This is a genomic window from Polaromonas sp. P1_G4, assembly GCF_056405475.1.
On record NZ_JBFUCA010000045.1, the window covers coordinates 1 to 14,929 of the forward strand.

Sequence of the window (14,929 nt, forward strand, 5' to 3'; positions counted from 1 at the left end):
CCGTCATGGTGACCTATATGCCTGCGGGCCCGCTGCTCGAGTACAACCCCGACAAGGTCAAGGCACCGCCTAAAACACCGGCTGAGTTGCTGGCCTGGTGCAAGGCCAACCCCAACAAGCTGATTTACGCTCGCCCCGCCAACTCGGGCCCGGGCCGCACGTTTCTGATGGGCTTGCCCTACCTGCTCGGCGACAAGGATCCCAAGGAACCCATGGCCGGCTGGGACAAGACCTGGGCTTACCTGAAAGAGCTCAACAGCTGCATCGAGTACTACCCCACAGGCACCGGCGCCGTGATGAAGGAGCTCGGAGAAGGCTCGCGCGACATGACCGTTACGGTGACCGGCTGGGATATCAATCCGCGCGCGCTGGGCGTGGTGCCCAAGCAGTTCAAGGTGGCGGCACTCAACGGCTTCACCTGGGTTAATGACGCGCACTACATGGCGATGCCCAAGGGCTTGCCCGCCGCCCGTCAGGCGGCGGTGATGGAACTGATGGCCTACCTGCTCAAACCCGAGCAGCAGGCGCTGACCTATGACTCCGGCTACTTTTACCCCGGCCCGGCCGTGAAAAACGTTCCGCTGACCGCTGCGCCGCAAAAGAGCCAGGACATCATCAAGGAATACGGCCGCCCCGAGTACGCCGACTGGATCGCCAAGCAGCCGCACACCCAGCCGCTGGATGACAAGGCCATGGTCGCCGCCTTCAAGAAGTGGGATCAGGAAATCGGTTCCGGCAAAGGCAAGTAAGAGCCGCACACAAAACCCTCCTGGCGTTGTTGCGCCGCCTAGCCAGGATCGCTTCGCCGGGTTTTGTGCACGGCTCTGAACGCGGCCCTTGAATAACAAGCAAGCCCGCTGCGGGTGTGAAGAAGGTTTTTGACATGGTGATGCCCAACACCGCGGGACGGCCCGCGGGAAAAAACGAGTTCAGGCAGCTGCGCCTGGACGGCGTGAGCCGCAGCTTCGGCGGCGCCCACGCGCTCGAGAAACTCTCGCTTACCATAGAGCGTGGCGAGTTCATCGCGCTGCTGGGCCCTTCGGGCTGCGGCAAGTCCACCGCGCTCAATTGCATGGCGGGGCTGCTGCCGCTGTCGGACGGAAGTATCTGGCTGGACCAGCAACGCATCGATACGCTGCCACCGGAGAGGCGCGGCTTTGGCATGGTGTTCCAGAACTACGCGCTGTTCCCACATCTTTCGGTCAGCCGCAATGTGGGCTTCGGCCTGAAGATGCGCGGCATGCCGGCGGCAGAAATCGACAGGCGCGTGGCGGCGGCGCTGGACACCGTGCAACTGCTGGGACACGCGGACAAGCTGCCCGGGCAGCTCTCGGGCGGGCAGCAGCAGCGCGTGGCTATCGCGCGTGCCATCGTCATCGAACCGCCGCTGATCCTGATGGATGAGCCGCTGTCCAACCTGGACGCCAAGCTGCGCATTGAAATGCGCTCTGAAATACGCCGTATCCATCGCGCTCAGGGCTGCTCCACGGTGTATGTGACGCACGACCAGGACGAGGCGCTCGCCATGGCTGACCGTGTGGTGGTGATGAAGCTGGGTGTGGTGCAGCAGGTCGGCACGCCGCAAGAGGTGTTCGCGCGGCCGGCCACGCTGGATGTGGCGCGCTTCATGGGCTACCGCAATGTTCTGCCGGCCCGCGTGCTGCGTTCAGGCGGTGACCATGTCACGGTCGAAGGTGTAGGCGGCGTGCGTCTGGCGGGCACGGCCATGCAAGCATTGACTGACGGCGCCGGCGTGATGGTGGCCGTGCGGCCTGACGAGATCGCGATCAGTGAGGGCGCGCATGCATTCCCAGGGACAGTGGAAACCGCGGAGTACGGCGGCCGTGAATGGCTTCTCCAGGTCAGGACGGCATTCGACGATTTGCTCTACGTGCGTTCCGCGCGCGTGGTCTCGCCTGGCGACACCGTGATGCTGGTTGCGGCGCCGGAACGGGTTCTGGTTTATGCGGAGGAGTCCTGATGGCCACATTTGCCACGCCCTCGCCGGTTAACCGTTCGCGCCCGCCGCTGGACCCGGCCGTGATGCTGGTCGCGCCGGCGGCCGCGGTGATGATCATGTTTTTTGTCTACCCCTTCGCCTACGGCCTGCTGCTGTCCTTTCAGCCGGCGCAGGGCGGGGTGCTGCAGAACTACATTCATTTCTTCCAGACGCGCGACCTGTGGCAGACCATAGGCAACACCCTGCAGCTGGCCCTGCCGGCCACGTTGATCAATATCGGGTTCGCACTGGCGATCGCCTATGCCACGCGGACCAAAAGCCCTTACCAGCGCCTGTTGTCTACCTTGCTGGTGGTGCCGCTGACGCTGGGCACAGTATTGATCGCCGAAGGCATGCTGACCTACTTCGGCCCGCAGGGCTGGCTGGCGCAGACACTGCGCTGGCTCCATCTTTACGAAGGTTCGATCCGGCTCACGCACAACTATTGGGGCGTGCTGATTTCGCTGGTCATCACCGGTTTCCCGTTTGCCTATCTGCTGATCCTCTCTTACATCACCGGTATTGATCCGGCGCTGCCGCGTGCGGCAGCGACGCTGGGCGCAGACGGCTGGAATCGCTTTCGCTACATTTATCTGCCGCTGCTGACGCCCGGGCTGGTCATGGCCTTCTGCCTGAGTTTTGTTCAGGCCTTCTCGGTCTTCCCATCTGCAGTGCTGCTGGGCTCGCCGGCCGGTACCACGCGGGTGATTGCGATTGCGGCCTACGAAGCTGCCTTTGAGCAGTACGACTATTCGCTGGCCTCGGCTGTCGCCATGATCATGGGCCTGGCTCAACTGGCGATCGTCGCTGCGGCGCTGGGCCTGCGCCGTCTGTTCTACCGCGGTCCTGTTACCGGAGGCAAGGGATGAGTGCCGCGGCGCGCAACTCCAGCCCGCTACGCGATCGTGCCTGGCGTGCGTTGATCTGGGGTGTCATCTCCTTCTTTCTGGTCAACGTCGGCCTGCTGATCGTCGCGGTGGCCACCAATTCGGTGGCCACACGCTGGCTGGGAACCTGGCTGCCCGAGGCCTACACCCTCAGCTGGTATGTATCGGCGTGGAAGGAATTCCAGCTGGGCCATGTGCTGGTGGTCACGGTGGTGGTGGTGTTCTCGGTGGTCTTTTTGTCGCTGCTGATCGGTGTGCCCGCCGCCTACACACTGGCACGCAAGGACTTTCGCGGCAAAAAGTTGATCACGCTGCTGTTTCTGCTGCCGCTGATGGTGCCGCCGATTACCTACGGCATTCCGCTGGCCACCGTGATGTACCAACTGCACCTGGCCGGAACCTTGCCGGGCGTGATCATCGCCAACATGATTCCGGCTCTGCCTTTTGTGATCCTCGTGATGACGCCTTTTGTCGAGCAGATAGACACCAACATCGAATCTGCGGCGCGCGTCTTTGGCGCCAACACGCGGCAGATGTTCCTCTACACCCTGGTGCCGCTGCTGGCGCCCGGTGTGCTGGCGGCGGGCCTGCTGGTGCTGGTGCGGACGGTGGCGATGTTCGAGTTGACCTTTCTGGTGGCCGGCCCCGACACCCAGACGCTGGTGGTGGCGCTTTACTACGCGGTCTTTGCCGCCGGCGTGCGCGCAGGGCAATCGGTCGACGCGATGGCGATGATCTACATGGCGATCACGGTGCTGTGGTTGCTGATTGCGCTGCGTTTCGTGAACCCCACGCAGCTGGTCAGCCGTGTCAAGGAGCATCCGGGCAAGGCTTGATGAACTGAACCGGGGCCTGCAAAGATTTCCGTTGGTGGAAATTGGGCACGGAAAGCAGCTGGGCTGCTCTCCGTGCTTTTTTTTGCCCACGCGGATCATTCCAGTGAGGGCTCCAGCGATGGCGCCATGCCGCCGACACGCTGCATCAACGCGTGCTGCAGGCCGAACACCTGAAGCTGCTCCGCATACGGCGCAAGCATCTGTTCTTCCTTCGCGATGGCGACCCCCAGGAGGCTGGCCATTTTCTCTTTGCTCACCTGGCCGTTTTCCAGCAGTTCGTCCACGATGCTCAGTAGCAAGGCCGAATCGGTTTTGAGAATCTCCTGTGCGCGCGCGTACGCCTGCGCGAGCAGGGCCTCGATCTCGGCGTTGGTCGGCTCAACATCGGTGTTGAGGTTGTCGTCCATGTCGTGGGTCACGTCGGTGTGGCTCAGCCGGTTGCCGAAACCGAAGTGGCGCACAAAGCGTGCGGCCAGGGCGGTGGCGTTCTTGAAGTCGCTCTCGCTGCCCGTGGTGCAGGCATCGTCGCCGAACACCAGCGCCTCGGCGGCGCGGCCGGCCAGGCCCACGCAGAGGCGGTCCAGGCAGCTTTGACGTGATTCGGCCTTCATGCGCACATAGCTGTTGTAGCCGCCCTCGAAGGATGCCACGTTGATCTTGACTTCCTGAGGCGCATGGCCGAACAGGCGGCCGTAGGCCAGGCCGTGGCCTGCTTCGTGCACGGCCAGCAAGGCCCGAAAGTCGGGGCTGGCGCGCTGCTTGAGCTGGTTGAGGTCCAGCGGCACGGGGTAGGCGATGCTCCCGCCCCCGCAATCGCCATGACTGACGTGCAGGGATTGCGTGGCGGTGTCCAGCCTCACGTGCAGCGTGGTGTCCGCCGGCACATCATGCTCAAACGCCCACAGCACGGCATTCACCAGCGGCGCACTCAGGATGGCGTGAATCGACGAGAACAGCGGGCGCGTGCCCTGGGCCGGGAAGACCGCATTGGCATAAATTCCCTGGTACACCGATTCATGCAGATCAAAAGACAGCCCTGCACTCGCCTGCATTTCACCAACATATCTGGCACAGGTGCTGCGGATCAGCCGCTCATACGTGGCCTGGCTCAGCGAGGGGTAGATCACATGGTTGTTCCCCAGCCGGGCGATCTGCTCGGGCTTGAAGCGCTCTCCCAGAGCCTTCTTGACGTCAATGACCGACAGTTTTTTCGTCAGTGCATGAAAGATGTCGGCATCGGTGTCGCAGTCTTCCACGCGTTTGGCGGTTCCCTCATACATCTCGTCGAGGTTGCCCGAAACGATGATGAGCAAGCGGCTGTAATCCGTTTCCCACGAGTCGGTCGATGCCCTGAACGCCAGCATGCGCTCCTGCAGTTGCTGGGGTGTCCAGGTCATCACCTCCTGTAGTGGTTCCTTGAGCTTGAGGCTTTGCTTGAATTCCTGAGCCTGGTAGGGCGAGAGGGCGAACTTCAGCTTTTTGGCCTGGACGCCGTCCTTGGAAGGCTTTTCATCAGCCTGTTCCTCGCGTTCGTGGTCATACAGCGAGAAAGCCAGAGACGATTCCAGCTCCTGCAGAAAAGACAGCGACGGCGGCAGGCGCCCGTCGGACAGCAGCTGCCACACGTCCTGGTAGCGTTTGACGGCGACCTCATCGCCCTTTTCGTTGATGGTGCGAAAGCGCTGGAATTCATCCAGCACCAGAATGCCAGGCTCGCTCTCGGCAACGGCGGACTCCGCCAGCATGCCGCTGATGGAGTCGGCGCTGCGCCAGCTGCTGCCGTTGCTGAAGCCGTCCATCTGTACTTCGACAAAGCGGTCGTAGAAACCCAGCTTTTGCGCCAGGCGGCGCGTGAGCTGGGTCTTGCCGGTGCCGGTCAGGCCCCACAGGCACACGATCACCGGGCGGCGGATGATGTGCGGCAGCACGTACCAGGCGCGGATCGACTCGATCACCCGGTCGATGATGTCGTCAATACCGAACAGCTCGGTTTTCAGCTCGGTGGCGACGAGGGCCAGGTGGGCACTGCGTTCGCGCATGAGTTCGGGCGGCACGCGGGCTGCGGCCGCCGTCTCGGTTGTCATATCGTTCTTCATGTCAGTCAGTCAAATTTTTGAGGGCTTTTTGCAAAGCCACGGTTTCAGCCCGGCGGTGAGCGCCGGCGCTGCGAATATGTTTGCCCGCGCCCGACGTGATGGCACGCTGGACGAGGGCCCGCACCACGGGATTGCGCGGTGTGGGTGGCGGCAAGGTCAAAGCCAGCGGCTGCTTCATGCGCCGCAAATGCTTGACCTTGCCTGCGGCAAAGTCACGGGAAAAAGTTTTGGCACTCATGTGCACGCTCCGAAAAAGCAAAACCCCGGCGAAAAATCAGCCTGGGGTTCGCGGAGCGCGCTTCACACGTGAAGGCACGGCACCGACTGCCCGCAGGGCTGGGTATGGTTGACACCACATCCAGCCGGGGGCAGTGGAGGGTGCGTCAGGTGTGAGTGAACAAAGTCATGGGTCTTGAGGGCTTCAAGGGTGGCTGCACAAGGTCATTCGTTGCGCAGTGGCTCAAAGCAAGGAACGGATTTTGAAGAGCCCGCGCGGGCTTGGCAAGTTTTATGCAGCGTTTTTTCGCAATGTGTTGTGAAAATCAAACCGCTGTTGCGCTGATTGCTGCGCGATTCAGCGCCGCGACGACACCACGATGCCGCCCACGATCAGCATAAAAGCCAGCGCATGGTAGAGGTGCGGCAACTCACCGAGAAAGGCCGCCGACAGCAGCGCAGCGAACAGCGGCGTGAGGTTGGAAAAGAAGCCCGCAATCGCCGGCCCGACACGCTGCACGCCCATGCCCCAGCAACGATAGGCAATCACCGCGGGTCCCACGGCCACGTACAGCAGGGCTGCGGCCAGCGGCCAGCCCCATTGGATGTGCGCGTCGGTCAACGCCCATTCGCCGGCGGCAAACGCGCCCGACCAGGCCAGTCCGAACACGATTTGCGCGAGCAGGAAGGCGGCCCAGTCGCGGCGGATTTCCGCCGGCTCTTTGGGTTGCGACAGCAGCCAGCTGTAAAACGCCCAGGCCAGCGTGGCAAGCAGCACGTACAGGTCACCGGGCACCGGTTGCACCTGCATGAGCAATTCCCACTGGCCACGCGACAGCACCACCAGCACGCCGGCAATCGACAGCACGGCACCGGCGATCTGTCGCTTCGACACAGCCTGGCCAAAAAACAGCGCCCCCACAATCAGCATCCAGATCGGCACGCTGGACGCCACCAACGTCACGTTGAGCGGTGTGGAGGTTTTCAGGGCCAGATACTGCAAGGCGTTGTAGCAACCCACACCCAGCAGGCCCAGCACCGCGAAACGTTTCCAGTGAGGCCACAGGCTGCTGCGCGGTTTGAGCAGGCGCCAGGCCAGCGGCAACAGGATCACGAAGGCCAGGGCCCAGCGCAGGAAGTTGAGCGTCATGGGCGGCACCAGGCCAGTGACGAGGCGGCCGACGACGGCGTTGCCGGCCCAGAGCAAGGGAGGGACCACCAGCAGCGTGGCAGTGGCGGGCGTGAGGCGTTGGGTCATGACGGGGACTTTATCAAGCATGACTGTTTTCCTCTCGCCATACGGGGTTCAACCCTCGGCGCCTGCGGCCCATTTCGATTCATGGCACCATGGCGGCCACCCCTTTTTCTTTCTCCATCTGCAACCTTTGCAAGGAAATCCATGGCCTCCATCACCTCCAAAGCCGTACGCATCAACCAGCACGGCGGACCTGAAGAACTCACACTGGTAGACGTGACGGTAGGCGACCCCGGCCCGGGCGAAATACGCATCCGTCACAAGGCCGTTGGCTTGAACTACATCGACGTGTACCAACGCAGCGGTGTCTACCCGCTTGCCATGCCGCTTCAACTGGGGATGGAAGCTTCCGGCATCGTCGAGGCTGTTGGTGAGGGCGTGACCCACCTGAAAGCGGGTGACCGCGCGGCCTATGCCAGCCAGCCGCCCGGCAGCTACTGTGAAGTGCGCGTGATGCCGGCCAAGTGTGTGTGCAAGCTGCCCGATGCGATCTCGTTTGAAACCGGCGCGGCCATGATGCTCAAGGGGCTGACCACGCAGTACCTGCTGCGCCGCACGCAGCCGCAAGGCGGCCTGCAGCCCGGCGACCATGTGTTGTTTCACGCGGCCGCCGGTGGCGTGGGCCTGATCGCCTGCCAGTGGGCCAGGGCCATGGGCCTGCAATTGATAGGCACCGCCGGCTCTGACGAGAAATGCGCGTTGGCGTTGTCGCAGGGCGCGGCCTTTGCCGTCAACTACGCGAAAGAAGACTTCGTGGCCCGCGTCAAGGAGATCACCGGTGGCAAGGGCGTGAAGGCGGTGTACGACTCGGTCGGCAAGGACACCTTCCTCAAGTCACTGGATTGCCTGCGCCCCTTTGGCCTGCTGGCCAACTTTGGCAATGCCTCGGGCAAGACGCCGCCGCTGGACATCGGCCTGCTGGCTGCCAAAGGCTCGCTCTACGTTTCACGGCCGACGCTCTTTACCCACATTGCGACGCGTGAGACCACACAGGAAATGGCGGATGAATTGTTTGCCATGGTCATCAGCGGCAAAGTCCATATTCCTATAGACCAGCGTTTTGCCCTGGCCGACGTTGCCGAGGCGCACCGTGCGCTTGAAGCCCGCAAGACCACGGGCTGCACCATCCTGACGCTGTAAAAGAAGAGCGAATTTGCCCCAGGGCATAGGCCTTTGTGCGGTAAACCTGTGTAAAGCTGGAGAGGGTATTCAACGCAAGGCGTGCCGCATGCGTTACAAAGGGCTGCAGGAGAACACCATGCCCACAGTGACTATCCAGGCCAGCATGCTCGCGGCCTTCCTGGCTTGCCTCGCCGCTCCGGCGGCGCAGGCGCAGGCCGATGCCGCGCCGCCGCCGGCCAAGTTTGCCGCCACATGGCGCGCCGCTTCGCGCCTGGGGTATGCACCCACGCCGGCCTCGACGCAGGCCGCTKCGGCCTCACCCCGCGCCTGGGCGTTGCAGCAGCTGGATGTGGCCTATGCCGCAAGCCTGCGTCCTCCCAACCTTCCTGCCGAACTTGCCGGCATCAACGCACCGCTCGGTGACATTGCGCGCAGCTTCCAGGCCGAGCGGGAGGCGCGAAAGGCCGCGCGCGAAACGCCCAAGCCTGGTATGGCCGCMGCGGCCGATACAGGTGGCGAAAAATTCAGCCGCGAGATGGCCCAGGGCGCGGCCGCCTGGCGGCTGATGTCCTGCAGCGATCCGGCGCTGGAAAATCCGCTGCTGGCCCGCATGACCGAGTTCTGGTTCAACCACCTCAATGTGTTCGTCGGCAAGGGACCGGTGCGCCCCTTTGTCGGCCACTACGAGATCAATGTGATTCGCGCCAACGCCCTGGGCCGTTTTGAAGACCTGCTGCTGGCCAGCGCCAGGCACCCGGCCATGCTGTTCTACCYGGACCAGGCGCAGAGCAACAGCCGCGGCCTTAACGAAAACTACGCGCGCGAGTTGATGGAGTTGCACACCCTGGGCGTGAACAGCGGCTACACGCAAAAAGACGTGCACGAACTGGCCCGCATCCTCACCGGCTGGACGGTGAACCTCAAGGACGGCGAGGGTTTTCGTTTTGCCGAGCGCCTTCACGACAAGGAAGGCAAGGTGCTGCTGGGCCGTACGTTTGGCAGCGAGGGCGTTGCGGAAGGCGAGGAAGCCATTCGCTACCTGGCGCGCCGGCCCGAGACGGCGCGGCGTGTGTCTATCCGGCTGGCCAGTTTCTTCGTGGCCGACAAACCCTCGTCCGCACTGGTTAACCGGTTGGCAACTACCTTCACGGCGACCCAGGGCGACATCCGCGCGGTGATGCGCACCCTGATCGAATCACCGGAGTTCTGGGCGCAAGACAACCAGTTGTTTAAAACCCCGCTGGACTTTGCCTGTTCGGCGCTCACTGCGGCCGGGGGCGTCAAGGAGCGCCGCGACGTCGTGCAAACCCTGGGCTTCCTGGCGCAGGCCGGCCAGCCCATGCATGGCTGGCAAACGCCCGACGGCTATAAAACCGATGCAGGTACCTGGCTTGCGCCTGAGGCTTTGACGCGCCGCGCCGATTACGCCATGGGCCTGGCCCAGCGCACAGCTGAGCCGTCTTACCTCAACGCCTTTTTCAGCATTGCGACGCGCGAGCGCATCGCGCAGGAACCCGCGCAGATGCGCACCGGCCTGATGCTGGCCAGCCCCGACTTCATGCGCAAATAATTCCATGTCCAAATCAAACGTGCACTTTGTCGGCCCGCCTTGCCGTGCTGTAGCACTGTCTGCGGCGGGCCTTCGCGTTCACGCTTGATCTGGACAGGGAATATGCCGCAACAAGGACTCCTATGAACTCCATTTTTTCTTCATCGGCGAATCTGCAGCAACGCCGCCGGCTGCTGGGCCTGGGCGCGTTGTCCGCCTTTTCGCTGGCAGCGCCCGGCGTGTGGGCGCAAGCCTTGCCCGCAAGCCGGTCAAGCCTGGACGGTGGGCGCCTCGTCATCGTCTTCCTGCGCGGCGCGTATGACGGCCTGTCGGCCTTTGTGCCCTACGCCGACAAGGACTACTACGCTTTGCGCCCCAACATCGCGATCGCGGCGCCCGACGGCACGGCGCAAACCGCCTTGAAGCTCGACAGGACTTTTGCCCTGCATCCCGCGCTGGCCCCGCTGCTGCCGCTGTGGCAGCAAGGTGTTCTGGGTTTTGTGCCCGCGGCCGGCCTGCCCGCGCCCAACCGTTCGCATTTCGACGCGCAGTACCAGATGGAGATTGCGCAGGGCGGCAAGACCAGCAGCGCACCGGGATGGCTCAACACCACAGCGGGCCTGGGCAAGGCCGCTGCACCGGGCGCCGCCGCTCTCGGCGTGGGCGAGGCCAACCCCGCCATTCTGGGCGGGCAGGCGGCCGTCAGGTTGATTCCGCGTGGCCAGTCTGCTGAACGCACCGGGGTGCTGGCCAACGACAGAACCCGCCAGGCGCTCATGGATCTGTATGCCGGTGATGACAAGATCAGCGAAGCCTTCCGCCAGGGTGCGGGTAGCCGCATGCAGAGTGCGCAGGAGCTCACGGAACAGAAAAATGCCAGGACCGAGAAAATGGCGGAAGACAGCAGGCGCATGGCAGACAAGCGCCTGGACCGCGACGGCACGCCCGGTAATCCGCAGGCGCTGAACGCGCAAATGCAGGCAGCCAGCAATGGCGCGGCCGACCCCGTGGGCCTGCAACTCGATGCGCAGCACCTGGGCACGCTGATGCGCAACGACCGCAAACTGCGCCTCGGTTTTTTGTCGGCAGGCGGTTGGGACACCCATGCCAACCAGGGCGCCGCCACCGGCCAGCTGGCCAACAACCTCGGCAACCTGGCGCGCGGCATCGCGCAGCTGCGCCAGGATTTTTCCGAACCCGGCGATGTCGTCGTGGTGATGAGCGAATTCGGGCGCACCAGCGCCGAAAACGGCACACGCGGCACCGACCACGGCTTTGGCAACGCCATGTGGCTCATGGGCAACCGTGTCGCCGGCGGACGCTGGCATGGCCAGTGGACGGGCTTGGCCCAACTCAACGAAGGACGCGACTTGCCGGCGCATCACGATTACCGCGCGGTGCTGGCTCAGGTGCTGCGGGGGACCTTTGCATTTGGCGATGCGCAGCTGGCTGATGTGTTGCCAGGGGCCAGGTGGGACAAGCGACTGGACGGTTTGTTCGTCAAAGCCTAGCTTCGCAGGTTTGCGCCCGAATTCAAGGGTTTTAGCCGTTTTATCCAATAGGGGTAAGCGCGAGAAGCTATTAAATTAATAGCAAATAAATTTCCGGAGCTGATGCTTCCCGCCTGGCCGGCAGGTTTGTAATGTCCGGTTGGTACGGGCGAAGTAAACTGCGCAGCAGAATCCGGGATGGCCCGCTGCCCCGGTCTTTTCGCATATCAATGGCCTGCCAGCACGGGCCCCAAGGACGCATGATGATGCCGCCTGCTTTTGATGCCCAATGGCTGCAAGCCCTGCGCGCCGGAGCGATCCAGCCGCCGCTGCGCCCACGCGTGCCGCTGTGGGCCGGTGAATCGGTGATCGGATCGGTGGAGCCGCGCTTCTTTCACAAGCTGGCCCTGCATGCCATGACAGACGGCCACCACCCCCTGCTCAAGGAAGAACACCCCGGCGGCCTGGGTTGGCGCTTGATGGGCGATGTGACCACCAGCCTGAACAAAATCGCGATCGCGCTGCACGAAGCGGGCCTCGCCGGTGCCTGGCGCGACGAGCAGCTCGCGGTACCTGACCAGTTTGGCCACCGCAAAGGCACGGTCGAGCGCGCGGCCGTGCGGCCGCTGGGCATCACCACACTGGCGGTACACCTGGTGGGGCAGTCGCCTGATGGCCGCTTCTGGGTGCAGCAGCGTGCCCTTGACAAGTCCAACGACCCCGGCCTGTGGGACACCCTGATGGGCGGCATGGTGTCTGCCGTCGACACGGTGGAAACCGCCCTGGTGCGTGAGACCTGGGAGGAGGCCGGCCTGCATGTGGCCGAGCTGCAGGCTATGCGCTACGGCGGCCGGCTCACGACCCGTCGACCAGCCACCGAAGGCAACGGTGCGGGGTATGTGGTCGAAGACATTGACTGGTATTGCTGCACCGTGCCCGGAGGCATGGTGCCCGATAACCAGGACGGCGAAGTAGCCCAGTTCCGGCTGATGGACGCCGCCCAACTGGTGGATGGCATGCAACGCGGCGAGTTCACGACGGAAGCCGCGCTGATTTTTTCCGACATGCTGGGCTTGCCCTAGGCAACGTTTCGCCGGCCTTGCCCTTGTACTCAGGCCTGGTCGGTCAGGGCTGGCTGGCGCAAGCGGTTGGGGGCCAGTGCGCCAGCTGAGTCAAGGATCGGGTAGGCGATCGAGCAGATGTGCGAGTTGATGCGCTTGAGCTCGCTGATGAGGTCGATGTGCAGCGAGCTGGTTTCCAGGCTTTGCACCGTATTGGCCGACAGGCGGCCCAGGTGGGTCGTGGCATAGGCCCGCTCCAGGTCGCGAAAGCGGGCTTTTTCTTCCAGCAGCTTTTGCGCGTCGCGCACCGTGCCATTGAGGAACACGCTCATGCCCAGGCGCAGGTTGGCCACCAGGCGCTCATGCAGTTCGACGATTTCAGCCATGCCGGCGTCCGAGAAGTTGCGGCCTGGCTTGATCTTTTTGTCTTCAATGTCGATCAGTACGCGCTCGATGATGTCGCYGATCTGCTCCATGTTGATGGTGAAGCTGATGATGTCGGTCCAGCGGCGGCTTTCTTCTTCGGCCAGCGCTTCGCGTGAAATCTTGGTGAGGTAGTACTTGATCGACGAATACAGCTCGTCGACGGCATCGTCCATCTTGCGCAGGTCTTCGGCCAGCTTGAGGTCGTTCTTCTGGATGACCGCCAGCACGCCCAGCAGCATGGTTTCCACCACGTCGGCCTGGTGCAGCGCTTCGCGGGCTGCGCATGAGATGGCCAGGGACGGCGTGGCCAATGCCGAAGGGTCGAGATGGTGGGGACGGCCGCCGGCCTGGTTTTTGTCGGGTTTGGGCAGAAGTTTTTCTACCCAGCGCGCAATCACCTGTGTCCAGCCGATGAACATGGCGCCTACCACCATGTTGAAAGTGAGATGGAACAGCACCACCACGGTGGCCGCTTCGCCGAGGTAGGGTCGCACGTGGCGCAGCCACAGGCCGATGAAGGGCGCTGCGACGACGATACCCAGCAGCTTGAAGAACAGGTTGCCCAGCGGCACCTGCCGCACCTCGACCGCCGAGCGTAGCGTGGTCAGCACCGCCAGCAGCCCGCTGCCCAGATTGGCGCCCAAGACCAGGCCCAGCGCCACGTCGATGGGAATAACGGCCGAGGCGGCCAGCGTGGCCGTGAGCAGCACGATCGCCAGGCTGGAATACGACACCACGGCCAGGAAGGCGCCTGCGGTGATTTCGAGCAGCAGGTCGCTGCTGAGGGAGCCCAGCAGGGCTTTCACGGCCGGTGCCTGGGTCAGAACTTCGGTGGAGGCCGTGACCAGCCGCAAGGCCAGCAGCATCAGGCCCAGGCCGATCAGCACCCGGCCGAAGCGGCCGACATTGGTGTCCTGCCGCGAGATGAACAGCACCACGCCGACAAAGATAAAGAGCGGCGACAGCCAGGACAGGTCAAAAGAGAACACCACGGCCATCAGGCTGGTGCCGATGTCCGCACCCAGCATGACGGCCAGCGCCAGCGGCAGGGTGACCAGGCCTTGCCCGACAAATGACGAAACGATAAGGGAGGTGGCGGTGCTGGACTGCACCAGGGCCGTCACCCCAATGCCCGAGACGGCCGCAGCCAGCCGGTTGCTGATGCTGACCGCCAGCACGTGGCGCAGATTGGCACCGAACACCCGCAGGATGCCGGTACGAACGAGATGGGTGCCCCACACGAGCAGCGCAATGGCTGCCAAAAGATTCAACAAATGCTTCATAAGGTCGGAACCACTATACCCTTGAACCGGGTGGCTGCAAGCGGTTTGGCCCCGGTTTATCGGGTACGCCGAACCCGAAGCAGCTCAYCCAGGATGAGGCAAACCGCGCCAACGGTGATGGCGGCGTCGGCGATATTGAACGATGGAAAATACCAGCCGTGCCAGTGGAACTGCAGGAAATCCACCACATAGCCATGCAGGGTGCGGTCGACGACATTGCCGACAGCGCCGCCCAGGACGCAGGCCAGCGCGAAGGAAAACAGCTTTTGCCCGGCATGCGAGCGCAGCATCCACACAATAAAGAGCGCCGCGGCAACCCCGATGGCAGTGAAGAACCAGCGCTGCCAGCCCGACGCCTCCGCCAGGAAAGAAAATGCCGCACCGGTGTTGTGCACGCGCACGACGTTGAAGAAGCTGGTGACATAGGTGGAGTCGCCCAGGCGGTAATAGCCGAGGATCAATACCTTGGTGAACTGGTCAGCGATCAGGATCAACAGTGCCAGGCCCAGCCAGGGGAGCATGCTGCCCTCTGATTTGATGAAGGTCGTCTTGGCCATCAGGCGAACTTCCTGTCTTCACCGGCGCCATACAGGTTGCTGGTGCAGCGGCCGCAAATGGTCGGGTGGGCGGGGTCGTGTCCCACGTCACTCCGGTAGTGCCAGCAGCGCTCGCATTTGATGTCAGAACTGGCTGAAACCCGCGTTGATAC

Annotated in this window: 14 protein-coding genes; 8 read left to right on the forward strand and 6 right to left on the reverse strand. The window is 63.3% G+C overall.

What is annotated here, in order from left to right; translation table 11 throughout:
* From AC1D1X_RS04035 to AC1D1X_RS04050, 4 genes are all read left to right on the forward strand, one after another.
* A partial coding sequence (locus AC1D1X_RS04035) for an extracellular solute-binding protein (RefSeq protein ID WP_477697869.1) occupies positions 1–749 on the forward strand: 749 nt, incomplete at its 5' end.
* A gap of 134 nt (positions 750–883) precedes the next feature.
* Complete coding sequence (locus AC1D1X_RS04040) at positions 884–1,981, forward strand: ABC transporter ATP-binding protein (RefSeq protein ID WP_477669696.1); 1,098 nt, start codon at positions 884–886, stop codon at positions 1,979–1,981.
* Positions 1,981–2,868 (forward strand): ABC transporter permease, encoded by an 888-nt coding sequence (locus AC1D1X_RS04045; protein ID WP_477669695.1) that lies wholly within the window; start codon positions 1,981–1,983, stop codon positions 2,866–2,868. Before AC1D1X_RS04040 ends, AC1D1X_RS04045 begins: the two co-directional genes overlap by 1 nt.
* Positions 2,865–3,722, forward strand: a complete 858-nt coding sequence (locus AC1D1X_RS04050) for an ABC transporter permease (RefSeq protein ID WP_477669694.1) — start codon at positions 2,865–2,867, stop codon at positions 3,720–3,722. Before AC1D1X_RS04045 ends, AC1D1X_RS04050 begins: the two co-directional genes overlap by 4 nt.
* A 95-nt stretch (positions 3,723–3,817) precedes the next feature.
* On the opposite strand, the gene AC1D1X_RS04055 is transcribed toward AC1D1X_RS04050, so the two are convergent.
* The 3 genes from AC1D1X_RS04055 to AC1D1X_RS04065 form a co-directional block, all read right to left on the reverse strand.
* Positions 3,818–5,806 (reverse strand): AAA family ATPase, encoded by a 1,989-nt coding sequence (locus tag AC1D1X_RS04055; RefSeq protein WP_477669693.1) that lies wholly within the window; start codon positions 5,804–5,806, stop codon positions 3,818–3,820.
* Between the two features lie 13 nt (positions 5,807–5,819).
* On the reverse strand, positions 5,820–6,056 hold the full coding sequence (locus AC1D1X_RS04060) for a hypothetical protein (protein WP_477669692.1): 237 nt from the start codon (positions 6,054–6,056) through the stop codon (positions 5,820–5,822).
* A gap of 336 nt (positions 6,057–6,392) precedes the next feature.
* The gene (locus AC1D1X_RS04065; protein WP_477670202.1) at positions 6,393–7,292 is read right to left on the reverse strand and encodes a DMT family transporter; all 900 of its coding nucleotides are present in this window, start codon (positions 7,290–7,292) and stop codon (positions 6,393–6,395) included.
* A gap of 141 nt (positions 7,293–7,433) precedes the next feature.
* On the opposite strand from AC1D1X_RS04065, the gene AC1D1X_RS04070 reads away from it, so the two are divergent.
* The 4 genes from AC1D1X_RS04070 (at position 7,434) to AC1D1X_RS04085 (ending at position 12,532) form a co-directional block, all read left to right on the forward strand.
* Positions 7,434–8,429, forward strand: a complete 996-nt coding sequence (locus AC1D1X_RS04070) for a quinone oxidoreductase family protein (RefSeq protein ID WP_477669691.1) — start codon at positions 7,434–7,436, stop codon at positions 8,427–8,429.
* A gap of 118 nt (positions 8,430–8,547) precedes the next feature.
* Complete coding sequence (locus tag AC1D1X_RS04075; RefSeq protein ID WP_477697870.1) at positions 8,548–9,981, forward strand: DUF1800 domain-containing protein; 1,434 nt, start codon at positions 8,548–8,550, stop codon at positions 9,979–9,981.
* 122 nt (positions 9,982–10,103) lie between these two features.
* The gene (locus tag AC1D1X_RS04080) at positions 10,104–11,471 is read left to right on the forward strand and encodes a DUF1501 domain-containing protein (protein WP_477669689.1); all 1,368 of its coding nucleotides are present in this window, start codon (positions 10,104–10,106) and stop codon (positions 11,469–11,471) included.
* A gap of 239 nt (positions 11,472–11,710) precedes the next feature.
* Positions 11,711–12,532, forward strand: a complete 822-nt coding sequence (locus AC1D1X_RS04085) for an NUDIX hydrolase (protein ID WP_477669688.1) — start codon at positions 11,711–11,713, stop codon at positions 12,530–12,532.
* 29 nt (positions 12,533–12,561) lie between these two features.
* On the opposite strand, the gene AC1D1X_RS04090 is transcribed toward AC1D1X_RS04085, so the two are convergent.
* From AC1D1X_RS04090 to AC1D1X_RS04100, 3 genes are all read right to left on the reverse strand, one after another.
* Positions 12,562–14,220 carry a Na/Pi cotransporter family protein gene (locus AC1D1X_RS04090; protein ID WP_477697871.1) on the reverse strand — a complete coding sequence of 553 codons (1,659 nt, stop codon included), beginning with the start codon at positions 14,218–14,220 and terminating at the stop codon, positions 12,562–12,564.
* A 56-nt stretch (positions 14,221–14,276) separates the two neighbouring features.
* Entirely contained in the window at positions 14,277–14,777 is a 501-nt protein-coding gene (lspA, locus tag AC1D1X_RS04095) for a signal peptidase II (RefSeq protein ID WP_477697872.1), read from the reverse strand.
* Positions 14,777–14,929: zinc finger domain-containing protein (locus AC1D1X_RS04100; protein ID WP_477697873.1), on the reverse strand; the 153-nt coding region annotated here is incomplete at its 5' end. The genes AC1D1X_RS04100 and lspA, both read right to left, overlap by 1 nt.

What these genes read in the sequence shown, in the direction of transcription:
- AC1D1X_RS04040 (WP_477669696.1), top strand. Translation starts at nt 884, where the DNA reads ATGGTGATGCCCAACACCGCGGGACGGCCCGCGGGAAAAAACGAGTTC.
- AC1D1X_RS04045 (WP_477669695.1), top strand. Translation starts at nt 1,981, where the DNA reads ATGGCCACATTTGCCACGCCCTCGCCGGTTAACCGTTCGCGCCCGCCG.
- AC1D1X_RS04050 (WP_477669694.1), top strand. Translation starts at nt 2,865, where the DNA reads ATGAGTGCCGCGGCGCGCAACTCCAGCCCGCTACGCGATCGTGCCTGG.
- AC1D1X_RS04055 (WP_477669693.1), bottom strand. Translation starts at nt 5,806, where the DNA reads ATGACAACCGAGACGGCGGCCGCAGCCCGCGTGCCGCCCGAACTCATG.
- AC1D1X_RS04060 (WP_477669692.1), bottom strand. Translation starts at nt 6,056, where the DNA reads ATGAGTGCCAAAACTTTTTCCCGTGACTTTGCCGCAGGCAAGGTCAAG.
- AC1D1X_RS04065 (WP_477670202.1), bottom strand. Translation starts at nt 7,292, where the DNA reads ATGACCCAACGCCTCACGCCCGCCACTGCCACGCTGCTGGTGGTCCCT.
- AC1D1X_RS04070 (WP_477669691.1), top strand. Translation starts at nt 7,434, where the DNA reads ATGGCCTCCATCACCTCCAAAGCCGTACGCATCAACCAGCACGGCGGA.
- AC1D1X_RS04080 (WP_477669689.1), top strand. Translation starts at nt 10,104, where the DNA reads ATGAACTCCATTTTTTCTTCATCGGCGAATCTGCAGCAACGCCGCCGG.
- AC1D1X_RS04085 (WP_477669688.1), top strand. Translation starts at nt 11,711, where the DNA reads ATGATGATGCCGCCTGCTTTTGATGCCCAATGGCTGCAAGCCCTGCGC.